The sequence below is a fragment of the Methylomonas lenta genome, assembly GCF_001644015.1.
In the GTDB taxonomy this organism is placed as follows: domain Bacteria; phylum Pseudomonadota; class Gammaproteobacteria; order Methylococcales; family Methylomonadaceae; genus Methylomonas; species Methylomonas lenta.
On record NZ_LUUI01000130.1, the window covers coordinates 1 to 20,071 of the forward strand.

Annotated in this window: 19 protein-coding genes and 1 pseudogene; 10 read left to right on the forward strand and 10 right to left on the reverse strand. The window is 50.4% G+C overall.

Annotated features, from left to right (window positions below):
- Positions 1-211 precede the first annotated feature (211 nt).
- The gene (locus tag A1359_RS23700) at positions 212-418 is read left to right on the forward strand and encodes a hypothetical protein (RefSeq protein WP_408606559.1); all 207 of its coding nucleotides are present in this window, start codon (positions 212-214) and stop codon (positions 416-418) included.
- Positions 361-867, forward strand: a complete 507-nt coding sequence (locus A1359_RS15960) for an ISAzo13-like element transposase-related protein (protein WP_157200579.1) — start codon at positions 361-363, stop codon at positions 865-867. The genes A1359_RS23700 and A1359_RS15960 overlap by 58 nt, the downstream gene beginning before the upstream one ends.
- A gap of 117 nt (positions 868-984) precedes the next feature.
- Here the strand turns inward: A1359_RS15960 and A1359_RS15965 are convergent, their stop codons facing one another.
- From A1359_RS15965 to A1359_RS15995, 7 genes are all read right to left on the reverse strand, one after another.
- Complete coding sequence (locus tag A1359_RS15965) at positions 985-1,512, reverse strand: NADH-quinone oxidoreductase subunit B family protein (protein WP_066985335.1); 528 nt, start codon at positions 1,510-1,512, stop codon at positions 985-987.
- Positions 1,513-1,521: 9 nt separating this feature from the next.
- Entirely contained in the window at positions 1,522-3,117 is a 1,596-nt protein-coding gene (locus tag A1359_RS15970) for a hydrogenase large subunit (protein ID WP_066985338.1), read from the reverse strand.
- A complete protein-coding gene (locus A1359_RS15975; RefSeq protein WP_066985340.1) occupies positions 3,114-4,577 on the reverse strand; it encodes a hydrogenase 4 subunit F in 1,464 nt (487 codons plus the stop codon). Before A1359_RS15975 ends, A1359_RS15970 begins: the two co-directional genes overlap by 4 nt.
- Positions 4,574-5,251 (reverse strand): formate hydrogenlyase, encoded by a 678-nt coding sequence (locus A1359_RS15980; protein WP_066985343.1) that lies wholly within the window; start codon positions 5,249-5,251, stop codon positions 4,574-4,576. Before A1359_RS15980 ends, A1359_RS15975 begins: the two co-directional genes overlap by 4 nt.
- Positions 5,251-6,195: a respiratory chain complex I subunit 1 family protein gene (locus A1359_RS15985; protein ID WP_066985346.1), complete on the reverse strand. Its 945-nt coding sequence runs from the start codon at positions 6,193-6,195 to the stop codon at positions 5,251-5,253. Before A1359_RS15985 ends, A1359_RS15980 begins: the two co-directional genes overlap by 1 nt.
- Entirely contained in the window at positions 6,192-8,324 is a 2,133-nt protein-coding gene (hyfB, locus tag A1359_RS15990) for a hydrogenase 4 subunit B (RefSeq protein WP_232322287.1), read from the reverse strand. Before hyfB ends, A1359_RS15985 begins: the two co-directional genes overlap by 4 nt.
- A gap of 118 nt (positions 8,325-8,442) precedes the next feature.
- On the reverse strand, positions 8,443-10,083 hold the full coding sequence (locus A1359_RS15995) for a SulP family inorganic anion transporter (RefSeq protein ID WP_066985349.1): 1,641 nt from the start codon (positions 10,081-10,083) through the stop codon (positions 8,443-8,445).
- Positions 10,084-10,337: 254 nt separating this feature from the next.
- Here A1359_RS15995 and A1359_RS23570 point away from each other — a divergent pair.
- A pseudogene (locus tag A1359_RS23570) lies at positions 10,338-10,535 on the forward strand (hypothetical protein); the annotation flags it as partial.
- On the forward strand, positions 10,474-10,740 hold the full coding sequence (locus A1359_RS23705) for a hypothetical protein (RefSeq protein WP_066985351.1): 267 nt from the start codon (positions 10,474-10,476) through the stop codon (positions 10,738-10,740). The pseudogene A1359_RS23570 and the gene A1359_RS23705, both read left to right, overlap by 62 nt.
- A 29-nt stretch (positions 10,741-10,769) precedes the next feature.
- Here the strand turns inward: A1359_RS23705 and A1359_RS16005 are convergent, their stop codons facing one another.
- From A1359_RS16005 to A1359_RS16015, 3 genes are all read right to left on the reverse strand, one after another.
- Positions 10,770-12,167 carry a HAMP domain-containing sensor histidine kinase gene (locus A1359_RS16005; RefSeq protein ID WP_066985352.1) on the reverse strand — a complete coding sequence of 466 codons (1,398 nt, stop codon included), beginning with the start codon at positions 12,165-12,167 and terminating at the stop codon, positions 10,770-10,772.
- A complete protein-coding gene (locus A1359_RS16010; RefSeq protein WP_066985355.1) occupies positions 12,148-12,828 on the reverse strand; it encodes a response regulator transcription factor in 681 nt (226 codons plus the stop codon). The genes A1359_RS16005 and A1359_RS16010 overlap by 20 nt, the downstream gene beginning before the upstream one ends.
- Before the next feature lie 187 nt (positions 12,829-13,015).
- Complete coding sequence (locus A1359_RS16015) at positions 13,016-13,957, reverse strand: EF-hand domain-containing protein (RefSeq protein WP_083960688.1); 942 nt, start codon at positions 13,955-13,957, stop codon at positions 13,016-13,018.
- Between the two features lie 1,218 nt (positions 13,958-15,175).
- Between A1359_RS16015 and A1359_RS23710 the strand changes: the two genes are divergently transcribed.
- The 6 genes from A1359_RS23710 (at position 15,176) to A1359_RS16040 (ending at position 20,058) form a co-directional block, all read left to right on the forward strand.
- A complete protein-coding gene (locus A1359_RS23710) occupies positions 15,176-15,427 on the forward strand; it encodes a YceK/YidQ family lipoprotein (protein WP_066985361.1) in 252 nt (83 codons plus the stop codon).
- 305 nt (positions 15,428-15,732) lie between these two features.
- Positions 15,733-15,900, forward strand: coding sequence for a hypothetical protein (locus tag A1359_RS23275; RefSeq protein WP_232322289.1), 168 nt, complete (start codon positions 15,733-15,735; stop codon positions 15,898-15,900).
- Positions 15,827-16,360 (forward strand): DoxX family protein, encoded by a 534-nt coding sequence (locus A1359_RS22070; RefSeq protein WP_269747938.1) that lies wholly within the window; start codon positions 15,827-15,829, stop codon positions 16,358-16,360. Before A1359_RS23275 ends, A1359_RS22070 begins: the two co-directional genes overlap by 74 nt.
- Entirely contained in the window at positions 16,299-16,946 is a 648-nt protein-coding gene (locus tag A1359_RS16030) for a DUF3047 domain-containing protein (RefSeq protein ID WP_066985364.1), read from the forward strand. The genes A1359_RS22070 and A1359_RS16030 overlap by 62 nt, the downstream gene beginning before the upstream one ends.
- Positions 16,947-16,948: 2 nt before the next feature.
- A complete protein-coding gene (gene arsS / locus A1359_RS16035; protein ID WP_066985366.1) occupies positions 16,949-17,911 on the forward strand; it encodes an arsenosugar biosynthesis radical SAM (seleno)protein ArsS in 963 nt (320 codons plus the stop codon).
- Positions 17,908-20,058 carry an FAD-dependent oxidoreductase gene (locus A1359_RS16040; RefSeq protein ID WP_066985369.1) on the forward strand — a complete coding sequence of 717 codons (2,151 nt, stop codon included), beginning with the start codon at positions 17,908-17,910 and terminating at the stop codon, positions 20,056-20,058. The genes arsS and A1359_RS16040 overlap by 4 nt, the downstream gene beginning before the upstream one ends.
- Positions 20,059-20,071 lie beyond the last annotated feature (13 nt).

Consider the following 20,071-nt stretch of genomic DNA (forward strand, 5'->3'; position numbering starts at 1 on the left):
TGAAAAGTTTCCACCCCAGGTTATTTAATGCCTGGCTTTTTGCCGGAGAGACCTGGAGTGATAAAAATGGATGTGATACCCGAAATCAGACGACTGCATTTCGTTGAGAAAGTCACCATCAGTGACTTGGCGAAACAGCTCAAGCTGTCCCGCCCCTCTATTCGCCAATGTACACCAGATCAATAGCGAGGCCGATGCCGATCCAACTACGTTGCGGATTAGCGTGGATACCAAGGCGACCGTGAACCTGGGTGAGTATTCCCGGGGTGGAAAATCACGCGGTCTTGAAGCGATTAAGGCTCTTGATCACGATGGCAAGCAAAGAGAAATTGATTCCAGGTGGCCTATTGGAGCCCGTCAGTGGTCAGTCTTTCCTGTTTTTTGGGGGACAGTCACAAAACCAGTGATTTCATGGTAGATGGCCTGGAAGCTTGGTCGGCGCAGCGACAATCGTCGTTATCGCCTATTCGCACCTTGGTGATCAATTCGGCTAACGGCCCGGAGTGCAGTGGTCGCCGCACTCAGTATTTACAAAGGCTGGTTGAGTTTGCAGGCAAAACGGGGCTAATCATTCGACTGGTCTATTACCCGCCTTATCACAGCAAATACAACGCGATCGAGCGTTTTTGGGCGGGGTTAGAGAAATCCTGGAATGGCTACTTGTTAGATTCTGAAGAAACGGTTTTGAAGCGCGCGGGAAATTTTATCTGGAAAGGGGCGCAGGCGACGGTAACGATGATGGCGGGCGCCTATGAAAAGGGCGTTAAATTAGCCACCGATCAGATTCGTAAACTTGAGGCGAGACTGCAGCGTTCAACAGCCTTGAAGTGGTGGGATATTACCATCTTGCCAAAAAGGGTATTTTGAAAAAGACATCATCCCCTATTCAGGCCGCGTGTTTAGTACTTGTTTTAAAGCATGCCAAAGTAAGCAGCCAGCGTGTCATTCGATCCAGGTTCCGGACAATAAACCCAACCGCTATCTTCACTGCTCCAGCAAGCCTAGCAAGCCTTTCATCAGAATCACCGGAGTAGGCGGACAGCCAGGGATCACCATATCCACCGGAATTACATTGGATACCGCCCCGCAACTGGCGTATGACACACCAAACTCGCCGCCGCAGGCCGCGCAGTCGCCGACCGCAACCACCCATTTTGGATTCGGCGTGGCTTGGTAGGTGCGCAGCAGGGCGGTTTGCATGTGCCGGGACACAGGGCCGGTCACCAGCAACACATCGGCATGACGGGGGGAGGCCACGAAATGGATGCCGAAGCGTTCAATGTCGTAATAGGGATTGTTCAGCGCATGAATTTCCAGCTCGCAGCCGTTGCAGGAACCGGCATCGACCGCACGGATGGCGATGCTGCCGGAAAATTTGCGATCGATATGCCGCTTGATTTCTATGCCCAGTTGTTCTAGTTCGTCATCGTTCCCCTGTTTATCGTGGGAACGCCGCTTGACCCGCTCGGTGACGATGCCGGTGGTGAGGATTTTTTTAAATAGTCTCAGCATGGCCGCTACCTATAAATCATTGCCCGAATAGGAGCCATTCAGGGATTTGTTGCAAACCGGAAAGTCCGGCACGATATTATTCAATACCAGTTTCTCCAGGGCCGGCCAATTCAGTTGACTGGGGTCGCGCGGATAAAAACGGGCAATGCTGTTTTCGGCCGTGAATCGCACATAGCTGACGATTTCGCCACGCCAGCCGTCGACTATACCCAAACCGCTACTGCCCGGTGTTGGAACTTGCCAGGCGGCGGCAATATCGCCGGGTTCCAGCAATGCCATGAATTGTGCTATCAGTTTCATCGAAGCCATGATTTCTTTGTAGCGTATCCAAAAGCGCGAGGCGATATCGCCCTGGTTTTCAAATGCTACTTTTACGGTGACTTGGTGGTAGGGTGGGTAGGGCGCATCGCGGCGCACGTCGAAATCCTGACCACTGGCCCGACCGACGTAACCCAGCGTACCGTAAGCGGCGGCGATGTCTGTGGACAAAAGGCCGGCGGTATAGAGCCGGTCTTCCAGCGATGAATTCAAATCCAGTGCGGTAATGATGTCCGTCAGTTCATTTCTGAGCTGGATGATGCCTTGTTTGATGTCGGCACAATCGGCGTCAGTGATATCGGATTTTACGCCGCCGGGTATCACGCAATCCATCAGTAAGCGATGCCCGAAAATGTTAGCCTGGGTGCGCAGCCAGTCTTCTCGCAGGCGGCTGAATTGCATTTGTGCGAAGCTAAAACCCACGTCGTTGCAAATCGCGCCGAGATCGCCTAAATGATTCGCCACCCGTTCCCGCTCGGCCAGTATGCCGCGCAGCAAGGCCGCGCGCGGCGGAATCGTCACAGCTGCGGCCTGTTCCATCGCCATGCAGGCTGCCCAGGCGTGGCTGACCGTGGTGTCGCCGGACACCCGTCCGGCCAGGCGGGCCAATGATTCCGGGGTTCTGCCTTCGGCAATTTTTTCGATGCCTTTGTGCGTGTAAGCCAAACGTTCTTCCAGATTCAGGATCAGCTCGCCGACGGCCTGAAAGCGGAAATGGCCGGGTTCTATGATGCCGGCATGCACCGGGCCGACCGGAATTTCATAGGTGCCGGCGCCATGCGATTTGACGAAGGCATAATCCATATCCGGCGGGGTAATATGTTCCGGTTGGCCAGCTACGGCAAAATCCTTGCGCAACGGATAATCGTGTTTACCCCAGGCTTTATGTCTCGTCCAGTGCCGTTTGTCCGGGTGGCCGCTGAATTTGATACCAAACATGTCCTGTGTATGCCGTTCACTGCGATTGGCCGCAGGATAGACGGTGGCCTGGCTGGGTAACTCCGGTTTTGCCAGTGGGATCAGCGTCTGCGTCCACAGATACGTCCCTTGGTTTTCGAACAGAGCATGCACGATAAAACAATCATCGTCCTGTTCCGCCCAACCGGCCGACCAGCGTAACTTATGAGTCTGGGCCTGTTCGGCTAGTTTTTGCCAGTCCGTGTCGATTATTCGCCAAATTGCCGCTTTGCCGGAGTTCACTGCCGGCACCTCGCTTATCGATTCGATAGCGATGCTTTCCGCAGCCAATGTCTGTCTCAGCGCATCCATCCAGTTTACATCGTTCATAACGGCATACTCCCCGAGATCAATAAGGTCGCCTGCGAAAACCAGTTGGCCAAAAAGTCAGGTATCGCCAGACCCAGCCACAGCACCAGCGCCAGATGTATCATCACCGGCCATAGATTGGCCTTAATCGGTAATTGGCCTTCGGGTTGTTCGCCATAAACCATGGGTTGAATATGGCGGAACAGGCCGGCAAAGGCGATGCCTATGCCCAATAGCAACAAGGGCGCCAGCCAGGGATAGCTGTGCATGGTGGCTAGCAACACCAGAAATTCGCTGGTGAACACCCCGAACGGCGGGAAGCCGGCAATTGCCACCGTGCCTATCAATAAACCCCAACCGATCTGGGGCTGAGTCTTGATCAAGCCGCGTATCCGCTCCATGTTCTGAGTACCGGCCAATTGCGCGGCATGGCCTACGCTGACGAAGATGGCCGATTTGGTCAGGGAATGCACGGTCATGTGCAGCAAGGCGGCAAAGGTGGCCAGCGGTCCGCCCATGCCGAAGGCAAAAGTCATGATGCCCATGTGTTCGATGGACGAATAACTGAACAGGCGTTTGATGTCTTTTTGCCGATGCAAAAACAAGGCCGCCACCAAAAACGACAGCATGCCGAAACCCATCATCAGCAAGCCGGCCGTATTGCCTTGGGTGGCGCCATCCACCAGCATTTTACTCCGCACCACGGCATACAAGGCATCGTTAAGCAACAAGCCGGACAATACCGCCGACATCGGCGTCGGGCCTTCGGAATGGGCGTCGGGCAGCCAGTTATGCAAAGGCACCAGACCGATCTTGGTGCCGTAACCGATCAGCATGAACACAAAGGCAATCTGCAGAATTTCCGGATTCAGTTTCCGGGCGTTTTCGAATAGCACCGACCACAACAAGGCATTGTCGCCGTCGCCAATTTGCACGGCGGCATAATATAGCAGGATGGTGCCGAACAGGGCCTGGGCGATACCGACCCCGCACAGGATGAAATATTTCCAGGCCGCCTCTATCGACTCGGGGGTACGATACAGACTGACCAATAACACCGTGGCCAGTGTCGCGCCCTCCATTGCCACCCACATCACGCCCATGTTATTGGTGGTCAATACCAGATACATGGCCAGCATGAAGCCCTGATACATCGAGTAATACAATTTCAATCGTCTTTCGGTCAGTTTGCCCAGCTCTTTTTCGTGCTCCATGTAAGGCGCGGAGAAAATCGCTGTGGTCAGGCCGATGAAGGCGGTTAGTACGATCAGGTAGACGTTGAACGAATCGATGATGAAGGCTTTGTCGGATGATAAAATGGTGCCGTTATTCAGCACGTTCACTGCCAGCCAGACGGTTGCCGCCAGCGTTATCGCATTGAAGCGCACATTCAATCGGCCGGTATCCTGTTTGTGACCAGCGAAAGCGAAAAATACGATGCCGATAAACGGAATCAATAACACCAAATAGGCGGCGATCATTGGTCAACCTCGTTTAAACGGTTCATGCGGTCGACATCCAGCGAATCGATGCTGGTGCGGATATGAAAGAAAAAGATGCCGAATAGCACCGCCGCTACCAATACGTCGAAGGCAACCCCCAATTCGACCACCATAGGCATGCCTTTGGTTGCCACAATGGCGGCAAAGAATAAGCCGTTTTCAATCGACATGAAGCCAACCACATGCGCCACCGCCTGCCGGTGCGAGATCATCAGCAGCATGCCCAGCAATACCACGGACAGACTGACAGCCAAGGCATTCAACATAATCGCCGAGGAGGTTTGGACGATGGGATGCAGCACGTAATAACTGAACACCATTAAACTGGCACCACCTAACATCACAGCAGTATTGTTTTTCAAGGCTTCGATATCCCGGTGCATGTTCATCAATAACACCTGTCGCCGCAACATCCAGGGAATGAAGATCACCTTCAGCACCAGAGTCAGCAAAGCCGAAATAAATAAATGCGGGCTATCCAGGCTGTATGCAGCCAGGGCGGTAGTCATGGTTAATAACAAGCCTTGCAGCGCGAACACGAAAATCAGCCGCAAGAGCCGGCCTTGACCCAGCATTAGGAAAGAGGTCAGCCCCACCAAAGCCGCCATCGACAAGATAGCCTGAGTATAAAAATCCTGTTGTTCGATATTCATCAGCGCGAGGCCTCCAAAATGATGTGGCTCAACATACCCAGCAATCCCAGCAAATAAGCGAAACTGAGATATTCTTGTACCCGGAACAGGCGCATTTTCGCTACCAAGGTTTCCGATATGGCCAGTAAGATAGCCAATACCCCTAACTTGCCAATAATGGTCAACAACCCATAACTTAATGCTTGAGCAGAAAAGCCTTGCGCAATCCCCCAAGGCAAAAAGATGTTTGCGATCAGTACGCCGTACAACATCAATTTCAGTTGACTGGCCCATTCGATCAGCGCCAGATGCCGGCCGCTGTATTCCAGTATCATCGCTTCATGGATCATGGTCAGTTCTAAATGCGTGGCCGGATTATCGACCGGAATCCGGCCGGTCTCGGCGATAGCCACCAATATCAACGCAAACATCGCAAATACAAACGACGGCCGTAATACCAAACCTTCATGCAAGACATGTTCTATCGCCAAGGAAAGATTAGTGGTGGAGGCCGTCATGGTCAGCGTGAAAACCGCCATCAACATGGCCGGTTCCGCCAACGAGGAAATAGTCATTTCCCGCGATGAACCCATGCCACCAAAGGCGGTGCCGATGTCCAGACCGGCCAGAGCCAGGAAAAAACGGGCAAAGGCAAAAAAACCCACCAACACAATCACATCGGCACTGGCGGCGCTAGGTAAATCCACTGCAATTAAGGGCACCACAGATGCGGCCAATACCATGGCCGAAAAGACAATGTAGGGCGATTTAGTAAATATCCAGGAAGCATGTTCTGCTACCACCGGTTGCTTGCGGGTCAGTTTCAGTAGATTCCGATAAGGCTGCAACAACGACGGCGCCTTACGGTTTTGCAAATGGCATTTGCACCATTTCAGCCAACCACTCAAAAGCGGTGCCAGAGCGACAAACAACATAGTTTGGATTACTGCAAGTAACCAGTTCATAGGCTGACCACCCATAACAAGAGGATTAAGGTGACGAATGAATAACCCAGATAGACCCGGATATTCCCGGTTTGGATGCGACCGACCTGTCTGGCCAGTTGATTGATAGCGTTAGCAATCGGTTGGTACAGTCTGGGCCAGCTGTGATCCTGCACCTGTAAATGGTAATGAATGGCGGCGACATCCAGATCTTGCGCACCTTGCATGTCTTTTGTTATCTGTTCGTCGATCAGCCAGACCTTGGCGAAGATACGCCGGAACGGCATGGTAAAAGCGCTACTGCTATATTGCATACGGGCGTTTAAACCGCCGAAGCCACAATCCCAGGCTTCCGAGCGACGCATGGTCTTGGTTTCCGGATTACGCCGCAAGAACCAAAAGGAAATGCCGGTGGCAATCAGTACGCTGATTAATACCAGTAGCGGTGAATAGGAGGCTTTCTGAGCCGATACCGGAGCCAGCCACATCCAACTTAGGGCGGTGTCGTTGGGTAATGACAGCCCCAACAGTTGTTTGGCGACATTGTTTAACAAATTGATGATCAGGGATGGAAATATCCCGAAAAAGAAACACAAGCCAGCCAGCAGCTTGAGTGCCAACAGCATGCCTTTATCTTCAACCTCCTGGGCTTTTTCGCTGTTGCGCGAGCGAGGCAAGCCCAGAAAAATCAAGCCGAATACCTTGACGAAGCAGGCCGCCGCCAAAGCGGCAGTCAAGGCCAAGGCCGCAGCCGCCACTGGAATCAGACTGCGCAGCACGCCGTTGTCCAGTACGTTGACTTGCAAGGCAGTCTGAAACGCCAGCCATTCGGAGACGAAACCGTTAAATAGCGGTAATGAGGAAATACTCATGCAGCCGATCAAAAATAGAAAGCTGGTTTGCGGCATGCGTTTAATCAGACCGCCCATGCTGTCTATATCCAGGCTATGGGTTTGATGTTGCAGTATGCCGGCGCCCAGAAATAACAAATTTTTGAACAAGGCGTGATTGAAGGCATGAAACAAGGCGGCCAGCAAGCCCAGTGCCGCCAGTTGCGGAAAACCGTTGGCCATAAAAATCATCGCCAAGCCCAGCACCATGAAAATAATGCCGATATTCTCCACCGAACTATAGGCCAGCAGGCGTTTTAAATTGGGTTGCATCATGGCATACAAAATACCGCCCAAGGCTGACAGCGTACCCAATCCTAAAAGCACCACCCCCCACTGCCAATGCACATCCCCCAACAAATCAAAACAAAACCGAATCAGGCCGTACACCGCTACCTTTAGCATCACGCCGCTCATCAAGGCGGATATATGCGAAGGCGCCACCGGATGTGCTTCCGGCAGCCAGACATGGATCGGCACGATGCCGGCTTTCATACCAAACCCCAGCAGGGCCAGCACAAAAGCGATACTAGCCCAGGTGCTGGATAAATTGGCATGACGCAGGGCATCGAAGGTAAGGCCGTCGGAAAAACTGGCTAGCACGCCAAAACTCAGAATAATAGCCAAGGCGCCAACTTCGGCCATCAGCAAATACAAAAATGCCGCTCTGCGATTAGCCGAATTTTCATGCTGAAACGCCACCAGAAAATAACTGGCAACCGACATCAGTTCCCAGGCAATCATGAAAAAGAAGGCATCGTCCGCCAACAGCACCAACAGCATGCCGGCCACGAACAGGCCGGTGAATAAGCCCAGCACCGCAAACGGATGTTTTTCCTCCTGATAAGCCTGCACATAGCCCGGCCCATAGAGACTGATCGCGATGACGGCAATACCGATGATCAAAAAGAAAAATCCGGATAAACCATCGAATCTAACGTGCCAGGGTAGCCACGGCAGCCCAAGAGGAATCTGATCGGTAAGCACTTGTTGGCCTATCAGCACCCCTAATCCCGCGGATAACGCCAACAAGCCGGACAAACCCAGCAGCACAAATGTCGATTGTCTCAATAGAATGGGATAACGGCTTTCTTGAAAACCGTCATTCAGCATATTCCGACAGCGCTGATGCTTCGGAAAGCGGGCCAAATACTTCTGACCGAGTGTCTCCAACCTAGGACGCTGATTGGTCAGCAACGCCAGTATTCCGGAGGCAAAACTAAACAGCACGGCTGCATATGCCAGTATCAAAACCATCATCGTTACTCGCTGTAAAAAATCAGATTGGCAATCGTAAAATTCGACTGGCGGTTAGTAGTCGAATCCATGAAACCTGCGGTCAAGCTGACCTCAGTAGCGATAAATCGTATTTGTGTGTTCAAGACCGTTTACGCCGCGAAGCTAAATGGTGGCTGGAATAGGCATGATGCCTATCCAGCCCGACAATTTCGCACTGGCCGCCGGCTTGATTGTGCTCTTCCGTGAAATGATGAATAAATTCCATCACCGTATGATCGATCAGCTCGGCTGCGCTTAAATCGAAGTAGATATTCTTGGCTTTTGGAAAGTCGGCCAACAGGCTTTTCAGGCTAATGATATTGGAAAAAACCGCCGCCCCACTTACTCGGATACGGTAAGTGTCCGGGTCGGTTTGTTTAACTTCGTAAGCCATCGAAAATAGATTGCCGAGTTTCAGTCCGCGCGCGAAATGCATCAACAGTTTAACAGCAATACCGATTGCCACCCCGATTAACAAGTCGGTTGCCAACACGCCGAGGATGGTGACTACAAAAATCACAAAGTTATCCAGACCGACTTCCAGGGTTTTAGCGAATTCCTTGGGAGAAGCCAATCGAAAGCCGGTAAATACCAGCAAAGCCGCCAGTGAGGACAACGGAATTTCATGGATCAGCCTGGGAAACAGGGCTACAAAAATCAATAAAAACACACCATGGAAAAAATTGGCCCAACAGGTTTTAGCGCCATTGTTAACATTGGCTGAACTCCTTACGATTTCGGCAATCATCGGTAAGCCACCAACCAGACCGGACAGAATATTACCCACGCCAACCGCCGTTAAATCCCGGTTCAAATTAGAATCTCGTTTGTAAATGTCGAGTTTGTCCACCGCCGCCGCGCTTAACAGGCTTTCCAGACTGCCAACCAAACAAATAGCAACCACAGCCAACCAGAATTCATAGCTGGCGATTTTGGAGAAATCCGGAAAATAAAAGCCGGCCATAAAATTTTCGGGTACGGCTACCAGGAATGTCGGGCCGATAGTGAATTCGTGATGGGGCAAAATTTCCGCATCCGGCAAAAACAAATATTTATGTATGTGGTCCAGGTCGAAATACTGCCCCAAAGCCAGACCCAGCAATACCACCAATAATGGTGCCGGAATCATTTTTAAGAGGGGGTTTTTTATCAAACTCCAAGCAATCAACAAACCCAGGCCCAACAGGCCAATAAGAGATACTTCCGGATTCATGTTCATTATGGAGAATGGAATTTCGGCAATAGTGCCAAACAGGGATTGCGCGGCCGGTTTGACGCCCAATAAGGTGTGAAACTGCTTGGCCATAATGATAATGCCGATCGCCGCCAACATGCCGTGTACGACAGAAGAAGGAAAGAATGCGCTTAATTTGCCGGCTTTGAATACGCCCATCAATACCTGCAGAATGCTGGCGATTACAATTGCCGCCAAGGTATAGCGATAACCGGCCATCGCATCACCCTGCCCCAGCGATTGCACCGCATCGACAATCACGACGATCAGACCGGCGGCGGGACCGTTGATAGTCACAAACGAGCCGCTGATGCGCGATACCAGCAAGCCGCCGATAATGGCGCTGATAATACCCGCCATCGGCGGAAAGCCCGATGCCATGGCTATCCCTAAGCAGAGCGGCAAGGCAATCAGAAAAACCAAAAACCCCGAAAGCAAATCGCTACGCCAGTTTTCGACCAGCCCATCAAAGCCTGTTTTAGGTGTACCAGATTTGGAAAAATCCATCACAATATTCCTTGCTCAACCAGATATAGATGCGAGTCACGCAAGGGTCGGGCCAACTAGTAATTAGCTTTGTAGAACATAGCAATTTCGAGGCTTTTTCCAGCCTAATTACCGATTTTCTCAGATGGGCGGCTTATTTAAACCGGTGTTAATGGTTGGTTTAAACCGGCAATAGGCTGGTTTAAACCATCGAATCTGATCGAAGAGAGTGATGTGATTTTGCTCAAAAAACTGGTTCGCTTAGAGATACGGCGGATATGATCGCCTTGATCGAGGAATTCAATAATATGGGCGTTGCCGTTCGTTTTTTGGCAGATGGTATTAGTACTGAAGGAACTATCGGGAAAATGATCGTTACCATGTCAGCCGTAGCGCAGGCAGAGCGTTTTAATGGCTCGGCAACTGCAAAAGTTGACCGATGCTGGCATCCGTCTATCTGTGGTGGTCAGTGATTTATCGGACTGCCACCGTTTCGTCATTCAGGAATTAATGGCACACCTTGAGGAGTTGGACGCGCGTATCCTGCGGTTTCGCCAAACGCTATTCGGTCATTTGAGCCCCTACCAAACAATATTGCAAAATCTGCAAACGATACCGGGCATCGACGAATTCAGTGCGGCGATGATCCTGGTCGAAATCGGCGACGACATGAGGTAAGAGTTTGGCAAGGAGCCGAAATTTATCTATCAGCCTAAGCCATTGGGTAATATCAGTTCGATTTGCAATCCGCCTTCCGGTTTATTTCGCGCGGTAATTGAGCCACCATGGACTTCAACCGCCCGTCGGGCAATAGCCAAACCAAGTCCAAAGCCAATCTGACTATTGCCACTGCCTCGAAAAAAAGGTTCGAAAACCGATGTCAACTGCTCATCAACCACACCCGGTCCCTGATCGGAAATACTGAGACTCACCTGCCGACCATCCAAGGAAGAATCTATCTCAACCTGAATACTCGATCCTGGCGGAGTATGCTTTACGGCATTACGAAGTATGTTTTCCAGAGCCCTGTGTATCAATTCTGCATCTGCATTGATTTGAATATCATGGCTTTCAAGGTAATTGACCGCAACATGTTTGGCCGAGGCTTCGAACCGCGTATCCTCAATAACGGAATCAAGTAGTTCGGTGAGATCAAATTCTTCCTTTACAGAATGGGTAACGCCAGCCTCTAGCCTGGAAAGTGTCAATACTTCACCCACCAATTCGTCTAAGCGCCCAATCTCCCGCTCAATGCGGTCAAGACTGGTATCGATCTTATCCGGTTGCTGTCGAGCTAGTCCGATAGCGGCTTGCAATCGGGCCAGAGGTGAGCGCAACTCGTGAGATACATCGTGTAAAAGGTGCCGCTGTGCAGCCATCAAAGTCGTAATTTGATGAGCCATACGGTCGAACTCACGTCCGAGGTCCGCCAACTCATCCCGACGTCGCCCCATGGCATGACTCACTTGAGTGTCGAACTGATTGTTGGCCAAGCTTTGGAAGCCGGCCCGCAGGTAGCGGATGGGTTTGGCTAAATACCAGGCGAGAACAGCACTGATTAAAAGACTGCTGAGAAGACCCATAATCACTGGCAAAACAGGCAACAACGTAGCGTTGGGAGGAAAATGACCCTCTGGATGTTGTGGGCGTTTCAGGTCGAACTGCTGGGCGTGTTCGGGGATGAACAGAAGGTATCGATGTCCATCATTTTCCTGAACCGTTCGAATTTGTTGCGGATAACGGCCTTCACGAGCCAATTGCTGAACATTTTCCCAGTCTGATAGCGATAGTGGGCGCTCGAGAACATCAATACCCTGCTCATTAACTGCATAAACTGGCGGGTGGAATTCGTGCTGCGTCTCCAACTCCAACTCGCGTAATGCTGAAATGCCGCCTGCGCGCAATAAGGCTGCGCTAGCAGCTACCTCGCGTACGGCAGGCCCGTGCAAACTGACGCTGGTTGTGATGGCTTCATGATCTTTGGTATATCGGTGCATCCAAAATACCGCCCCAACACCAATCACAGCGGTTAATTGGGAAAGCCAAATCGCGAAGAACAGCTTCCAGAACAGTCTTCCTAAATGTTCAATCCTTAATGAAAACATAGCCTCTTCCGCGGACTGTCTGGATGTAAGACTGGCCATTGGGACACACATCGAGTTTCTGACGAATACTGCTGATGTGCACATCAATACTGCGATCAAAACGGGCGAGCGGTCGACCTAAACCGGCTTCCGATAATTCGTTCTTGTTGACGACACGACCGGCATTCCGAGCCATAACTTCAAGCAAATTAAACTCGGTGCCGGTTAATTCCAGAGGTTGACCGTTCCAAGTCGCATTTCGCTTTTCAGGATACATCGTCAGCAAACCGACTGAGAGTAATTCGGGTATTTCAGCGGAGGTTTGGGTTCGGCGCAGGATGGCGCGGATTCTGGCAGCGAGCTCTCTGGGCGAGCTAGGCTTTGGCACATAGTCATCGGCACCCAGCTCAAGTCCGAGAATACGATCAATATCGTCGCCCTTGCCCGTCAGCATCAGAACCGGAATTTGACTTTGCAAGCGAATGCGTCGCAGTGCCTCAATCCCGCTCATGCCAGGCATCATGACATCCATCACAACGATGCCATACCTGCCCGACAATGCATCCGTCACCCCGGTTGCGCCGTCGTATACAGCCTGAACGTCAAAACCGTCGCGCCGTAAATAGTCCGCAAGCATCTCTGCAAGTTCTACATCATCATCCACCAAGAGAACGTTATCCATCAGTTTCCCGTTGCATATTAATCTGCCCAATCTTGTGCAGAGTGGTCAATCGGCAATTCGTATTCGGTTGCGTTGAGGTCTGTAGCAAATCAAGCAGGTTACAGGCACAGCGCATCAACACTTTCAAATACATACATTCTAGATGATAGCGAAACCTTTTGGGGCAGACTATTAGCAGTGAATGAAGTTATGCGGAAGTAGAAATACGGTTGCTTTCGGTGGATTGATCTAAGCCGCTATAGGCGTGCAACAAATCCATCATCTGCTTCAAAAACCGAGCATCGCTGGTGTTCGATGTGACAGCTGATGAGCTATTAGAGCTGGAGTCGGTGCTTGACGAATTTTTTGATTCTTCAAAGGCTCTCGCCTCACTACCGCTTACCTTGCCATCGCCATTGGTATCGGCCGTGTCGAAATTGCTGGCAATGTCACTCATGAGTTGAGACTGTTGGCTGTCAGCCGAACTCAGCTCTTTAGACATTGACGTCAATTGATCCTTGGTAAAGCCTTGATCGTCCTGTCCACCATTTTTTGGTGGAGGCGGCATTCCCCCAAGCATTTGCATCAGTTGTGCATCAACGTTTGTAGTTGACGATGACTCGTTGGCAGATGAAAGTTGCTTTTCAGCATAGGCCAATGCCTCTTTAGCGCTCACAGTGCCGTCGCCATCAGTATCCGCCGGATCGCTACTCTGGCTTGAACTTGAGCTATCTGTTGAGCTTGTACTTTGAGGACTTTGATTACCTTCTTTCGGTGGCGGAGGGGGCTGCATGTCACCTTGACCACCCTGACTATTTTGACCTTCTTGAAGTCGCATTCTTGGAAACGGACCATCCAGTTGCGAAGCAAGTTTTTCAAGCGTTGCTGATACTTCTTCCTGGGTAACCTTGCCGTTGCCGTTACTGTCTAATTTGGTAAACATCTCGTCCGCAGCGCTGGAACTGCTTGACGAACTACCGGAGATATTGCTGAGCGCCGATGCCAGGTCACTTTTTTCGATATAGCCCTTGCCCGAGGTATCCAGCTTGGAAAATAGATCCTCGGCCATTTTCGACGCATCGGGTCGTTGCATGTTTTTCATGCCGCCGAGCATTATGGAACTGCTACTGTTTACACTACTGATAGTCATGACTTTATCCTCATCTTAATTCTGATTGACGTCCGGTCGTTTGACCGTTCGATTCCGGTATTGCGGTTTCCTATAATCTCAACGCTAGGTGGCGTGTCACGGAACCACAGGAATCCTTGAGCAATATATCGGCCTATAAGGCTTTTAAAATAGGTGGGAAAAGGTAAAGTTGAGTTAAAAAACGTAAACGTTAAGTTAAAAAGCGTTAAAAAAATTAGTCGACTATTAAGTTTTTCAGTAGACGAAGGTTGACGGAACTCAGATGTGCCGAAAGGTGGCAAAAATTTGCCGCTGGTGTTTGTTTGAATATGTAACGTAGGTTTTTTATTGGGATTCAGGAAGATTGCTCTAGTTTCTGTCGCTTAATAATCAGGAATATTTTTAGTCAAAAATAAATCTTGAAGGTTACGACGTTGAGCAGAAACAGACTGAATTATGCAATGAGTGCAAAACAACGCGCATAAAAAAGCCCACGATTAAGTGGGCCTCGTCCGGTGTAATTTTTATGTTTTATGGACGCCTACCATCAATGACAGCAGGTTAAGTGCTTGCGCTTTTATTATTGTTATACCGCATAAACGGTCGCCTTCCCCCCCTCAAAATAAACGAAGCTTTACGCTCGTATTGACTTTAGTCAAGCTGGGCGCATTCTATGGGAATGAGAGTCATCTGTCCAGAAATAATGCGACAATTTGTCGCGGCCGTGTTTCAGCGCCAGCCAGCCAAATTCAGAACCGGTTGCAATGTTGGTCAATACTGTATCAAGCCTTAGTAGCCATCTTCACCAAATCTTTTATCACGAAGGCTAGTAGCTGGAGGACCGAAATGACTATCAAAATGCCGATAGTGAATCCCGCGATGGTGGCAAGTACAATTTTCATAGCGTCTCCCGTTTCTGTTGGATGATGTAAAAATCACATGAAAATGATTATAAACCACTGATTTTCCGCTATTTAATTTTGTATTCAAGTCGTTTTTTAGCTACATTTGTAGCGTGTTTTTTTAATCTCATATGTGATCAGTGACTTACAAACTGACGTTAATGTTGTTTACTAAAATACTTTTTTATTTAACGCTCTCTTCGCCAGCAATGAGCTTTTTTGGCAGACACTTATAGAAATATAGAGCGCCGGACTAATCACCATTACTCACAGTGATGCAACAGGGTTCTGGCGAACTAATGGGGGAATTTAGGTGATAAATGTTAAGAAAATCGTTATGGGCATTTGCATCATAGGGCTGACCAGTTGCGCAACTTTCAAAAGTTTAAACGCCGACGTTCCCTTGGTTCAGCGCATATTTATTTACAGCGGAACCAGACTGGATTGGGCGGCATTGAAAACAAACGATGTTGCTATCAGAAAATTTAATACTGCTCCGCCTGGCTATCCATTAGTTGATCTGCCGTTAAGTTTCGCTTTGGATACTTTGTTTTTACCGTTGGCAATCAGTGCGGAGATTTTTCACTGATGACAATGTCTATAACGCATAGTCATCATACGTTTTCAGCGCCTGTTGCTTGGTAATCCCGAGATGGCGAAGTGCCTATATCGCATCGCTGTAATTTAAGCACTTGAGGATTTGGTTTGGTATAACTTCCCAAATTGGAATCCCCTCTTTGTACATGACCGATACCCTTGTGCGTAAAATGCGTTTTGCTACTACAGGTAAAAACTCAAAATTATTTTGTAAGGTATTTAAGGCAGCTCCGACTGATGAAGTAGGCAGGCATTGTTGCTTGTCCTGATTACTCAACAAACTACTGGAGATACCCTATGAATAAAAAAACCTTATCTTTGACTTTAGGTGGCGCCCTGGCTTCAACACTAATGACTGCAGCTCATGGAATACAAGCCGGCGAAAATCCGTTTGCCATGTCCAGCATCAATCCTACTCAAGTGGCGGCTGCAGAAGGCGGTTGCAGCGGCAAAACCGCACATTAAAACTGACTGGAGAATCGCTGATGTCTATCCCACATCCTGTTGGTTTATCCGGCTTGGGCTTACCTCGGGCCATGTAGCAGGCATGACTTGGAAGCTGTCAACCGATGTGGAAATTATCGCCACCTTCGGCTTGCTTCTCGGCTTATTCACCCGTTTTTTCAGTTTAGCCTTGATGATATTGACCGTAGTGGCGATTGCCGCCGTGCACTGGCCGAGTAATTGGCATACATTGACCGAATTATGGCAAGCTTATGCCATTACCGAGGCAGGCTACGGCAACTTCAAACTGCCGTTGATGTATTTATTGATGCTGTTGACTTTACTGTTCAGCGGCAGTGGTCGCCTCTCTGTAGATGCCTGGCTAAAAAATGTATATCCTCAATCCAAGCAGGTTCATGATGAAAATAATAGGCTTAGCATTTTTAACGATATTATCGCTGTATCAAACAGCGGCGGCTGATGATCGACTGCCTATCGGCGAATTTAGTCGTAATAGCCTGGATGGCTGGGAACATAAAAGCTTTAAAGGCGAAACCCTTTATCGCTTACAAACCATAGACGGGGTAACGGTACTCACTGCCGATAGCCATGCTGCAGGCTCTGGCTTATTCAGGGAACAGCGCATCGATCTGGCGCAAACGCCGTTTCTGAACTGGTCGTGGCGAGTCGGCAAGCGCCTGCCCGGCTTGAATGAACAAAGCAAGGCCGGCGATGATTACGCGGCGCGGGTGTATGTGGTGGTCAAAGGCGGTTTGGCGTTTTGGCAAACCAAGGCTATTAATTATGTCTGGGCTAGCAACAGCCAAAAAGATGCGGTCTGGCCGAATGCTTTTGCCGGTGAGCATGCAATGATGTTGGCTTTGCGCGGGCCGGAAGCATCGCTGAATGTTTGGCAAACTGAAAAGCGCAACGTCAGAGACGATTTTAAACGTCTGTTCGCGGAAGACATCCACAACATCGATGCGGTAGCCATCATGACCGATACCGATAATGCCGGCGGCGACGTTTCTGCTATTTACGGCGATATCTGGTTCTCCAAGGAGTAACTATGCACGACAGCAAACCCCGTTTACTCAATAGCGACTTTCCGGCCATTTACCGCAAGCCTTTACAAATCTTGCAACTCAATCTCGGTTATCTGTGCAACCTGAGTTGCGTGCATTGTCATGTCAACGCCGGGCCGAAACGCACAGAAATGATGAGCCGAGAAACTATCGATCAAGTACTGGCGCTGGCTGAAGCCGCCAATATCCACACACTGGATTTGACCGGCGGTGCGCCGGAAATGCATGCGGATTTTCGTTATCTGGTGCGAATTGCACGTGAGCGGGGGATTGAAGTTATCGACCGCTGCAATTTGACCATACTGGAAGCGCCTGGCTATGAAGATATGGCCGATTTTTTGGCAGCCCAGCAGGTGCAGATTGTGGCGTCTTTACCATGTTATTTAGAAGACAACGTCGACAAACAACGTGGCAAAGGCGTGTTCAAGGATAGTCTGGCAGCCTTGCAACGCCTTAATCGCCTGGGTTACGCTCAACCGGGCAGCCAGCTAAAACTGAATCTGGTCTTCAACCCACAAGATGCGCTGTTGCCACCTGACCAGCAAACCCTGGAACAGGCTTATAAACAACATTTACAAGCTGACTATGGCATTGTTTTTAATAGTTTGTTCGCTATCGCCAACATGCCGATTAAACGCTTCGGCAGCATGTTGATTAGCCAGGGCCGCTTCGAATCTTACATGCGTTTATTAAAGGATAGCTTTCGCGCCGACAACCTGGATAACCTGATGTGTCTGAACACCCTCAGTATCGATTGGCAAGGCAATGTGTACGATTGCGATTTTAATCAGATGCTGGACATGCCGCTGGGAGCGATTGCCAAGCCCAGGGTGCATATCAGCCAGTTGAATCTGGAGCAATTAAACCATGCGCCGATTACAACCGCAGCCCATTGTTTCGGCTGCACAGCTGGACAAGGCAGCAGTTGCGGCGGAGCTTTGATATGAAAAACACTCGCTTGATTTTGTTGCTGGTCATCGCGGTTTTAATCGTGCTGTTTTTCAGCTTTGATCTGCATCAGCAGTTAACGCTGGACAGCTTGAAAGCGCAGCAATCGGCGATAGCGGATTATCGCCAAAACCATGCGTTGCTTGCGTTAGTGTTGTACTCGGCGCTATATATCGCGGTGACAGCCCTATCGTTGCCGGGTGCGACGATATTAACCCTGGCCGGCGGCGCAGTGTTTGGGGTTTTGTGGGGCACGCTGATCGTGTCGTTCGCTTCCAGCATCGGTGCGACGCTGGCATTTCTGGCGGCACGCTTTTTGTTGCGCGACTGGGTTAAGGCACGCTTCAGCGCCCGTTTACAGGCTATCGATGAGGGCATGCAGCGTGACGGCGCCTTTTATTTGTTTACCTTGCGGCTGGTACCCTTGTTTCCGTTTTTCATGATTAATCTGGCTATGGGCTTGACGCCGATCAAGACACGAACCTTTTACTGGGTCAGTCAGATCGGTATGCTGGCCGGCACGCTGGTATATGTCAATGCCGGCACCCAGTTAGCCAAAATCGATTCCTTATCCGGCATCCTGTCTCCGGCCTTGCTGGGCTCGTTTGCCTTGCTCGGCGTGTTTCCATTAATGGCGAAGAAAATGCTCGAATTCATCCATCAACGCAAAATTTACGCGAACTGGACTAAACCAGCCCGCTTCGACAATAACCTGGTAGTGATCGGCGCTGGCGCGGGTGGCTTGGTGTCGGCTTATATCGCCGCTGCGGTCAACGCCAAAGTTACATTGATCGAAAAGCACAAGATGGGCGGCGATTGTCTGAATACCGGCTGCGTACCGTCCAAGGCGCTGATTCGTTCAGCCAAATTGCTGTCGCATATCAAGCGCGGCCAAGAATTCGGTATCGCCAAAGCCGAGGCCGAGTTTGATTTTGCCAGCGTGATGGAGCGGGTACAGCAGGTCATTAAAGCCATAGAACCGCACGATTCCGTTGAACGCTATAACGATCTGGGCGTTGAAGTGATCCAGGGCACGGCAAAAATCGTTTCGCCTTGGGAAGTCGAAGTGACCACTGCCGAGGGTAGCAAAACCATCAGCACCCGCTCGATAGTGATCGCCGCCGGTGCCCGCCCTTTCGTACCGCCGATTCCTGGCTTGGACAACGTGGCTTATCTGACCTCGGATAATGTCTGGAATCTGCGCGACTTGCCCAAACGTCTGCTGGTGCTGGGCGGCGGCCCGATTGGCTGCGAACTGACGCAAACCTTTGCTCGTTTGGGTAGTCAGGTCACGCAAGTAGAAATGGCACCGCGAATTATGGTGCGGGAAGATCCTGATGTCTCGGCATTGGTGATGGCGCGTTTTGCAGATGAAGGTGTCGATGTACGTGTTAACCACACCGCCAAGGAATTTATCCACGAAAATGGCGAAAACATCCTGCTGGCCGAGCATGAAGGCCAAATGGTCAAGCTTCCATTCGATCAGGTTTTGGTAGCGATAGGCCGGGCCGCCAATGTGCAAGGCTATGGGATTGCTGAATTGGGCATCACTTTATCAGCGCGCAAAACCATAGACACCAACGCCTTTCAGCAAACCAATTACCCGAATATTTTTGCAGTCGGCGATGTGGCGGGGCCGTACCAGTTTACCCACACCGCCGCGCATCAGGCCTGGTATGCGGCAGTCAATGCCTTGTTCGGCCAGTTCAAGAAGTTTAGGACTGATTATTCGGTAATTCCCTGGTCGACCTTTACCGATCCGGAAGTGGCGCGTGTCGGTTTGAACGAACAGGATGCGCAAGCTCAGGGTGTGGCTTACGAAGTATCGATTTATGGAATCGATGATCTGGATCGGGCGATTGCCGACGGCGAAGCGCATGGTTTTGTCAAAGTCTTGACCCAGCCGGGCAAGGACAAGATACTCGGCGTCACCATCGTCGGCGAACATGCCGGCGACTTGCTGGCTGAGTTTGTGCTGGCGATGAAACACGGCCTGGGTTTGAATAAAATCCTCGGCACGATACATATCTACCCTACCCTGGCTGAAGCCAATAAATATGTGGCGGGCGTCTGGAAACGCAATCACGCGCCCAAGACTTTGCTTGAGTGGGTGGGTCGTTATCATGCCTGGCGGCGTAACACTTAGGAATGCGCATGAA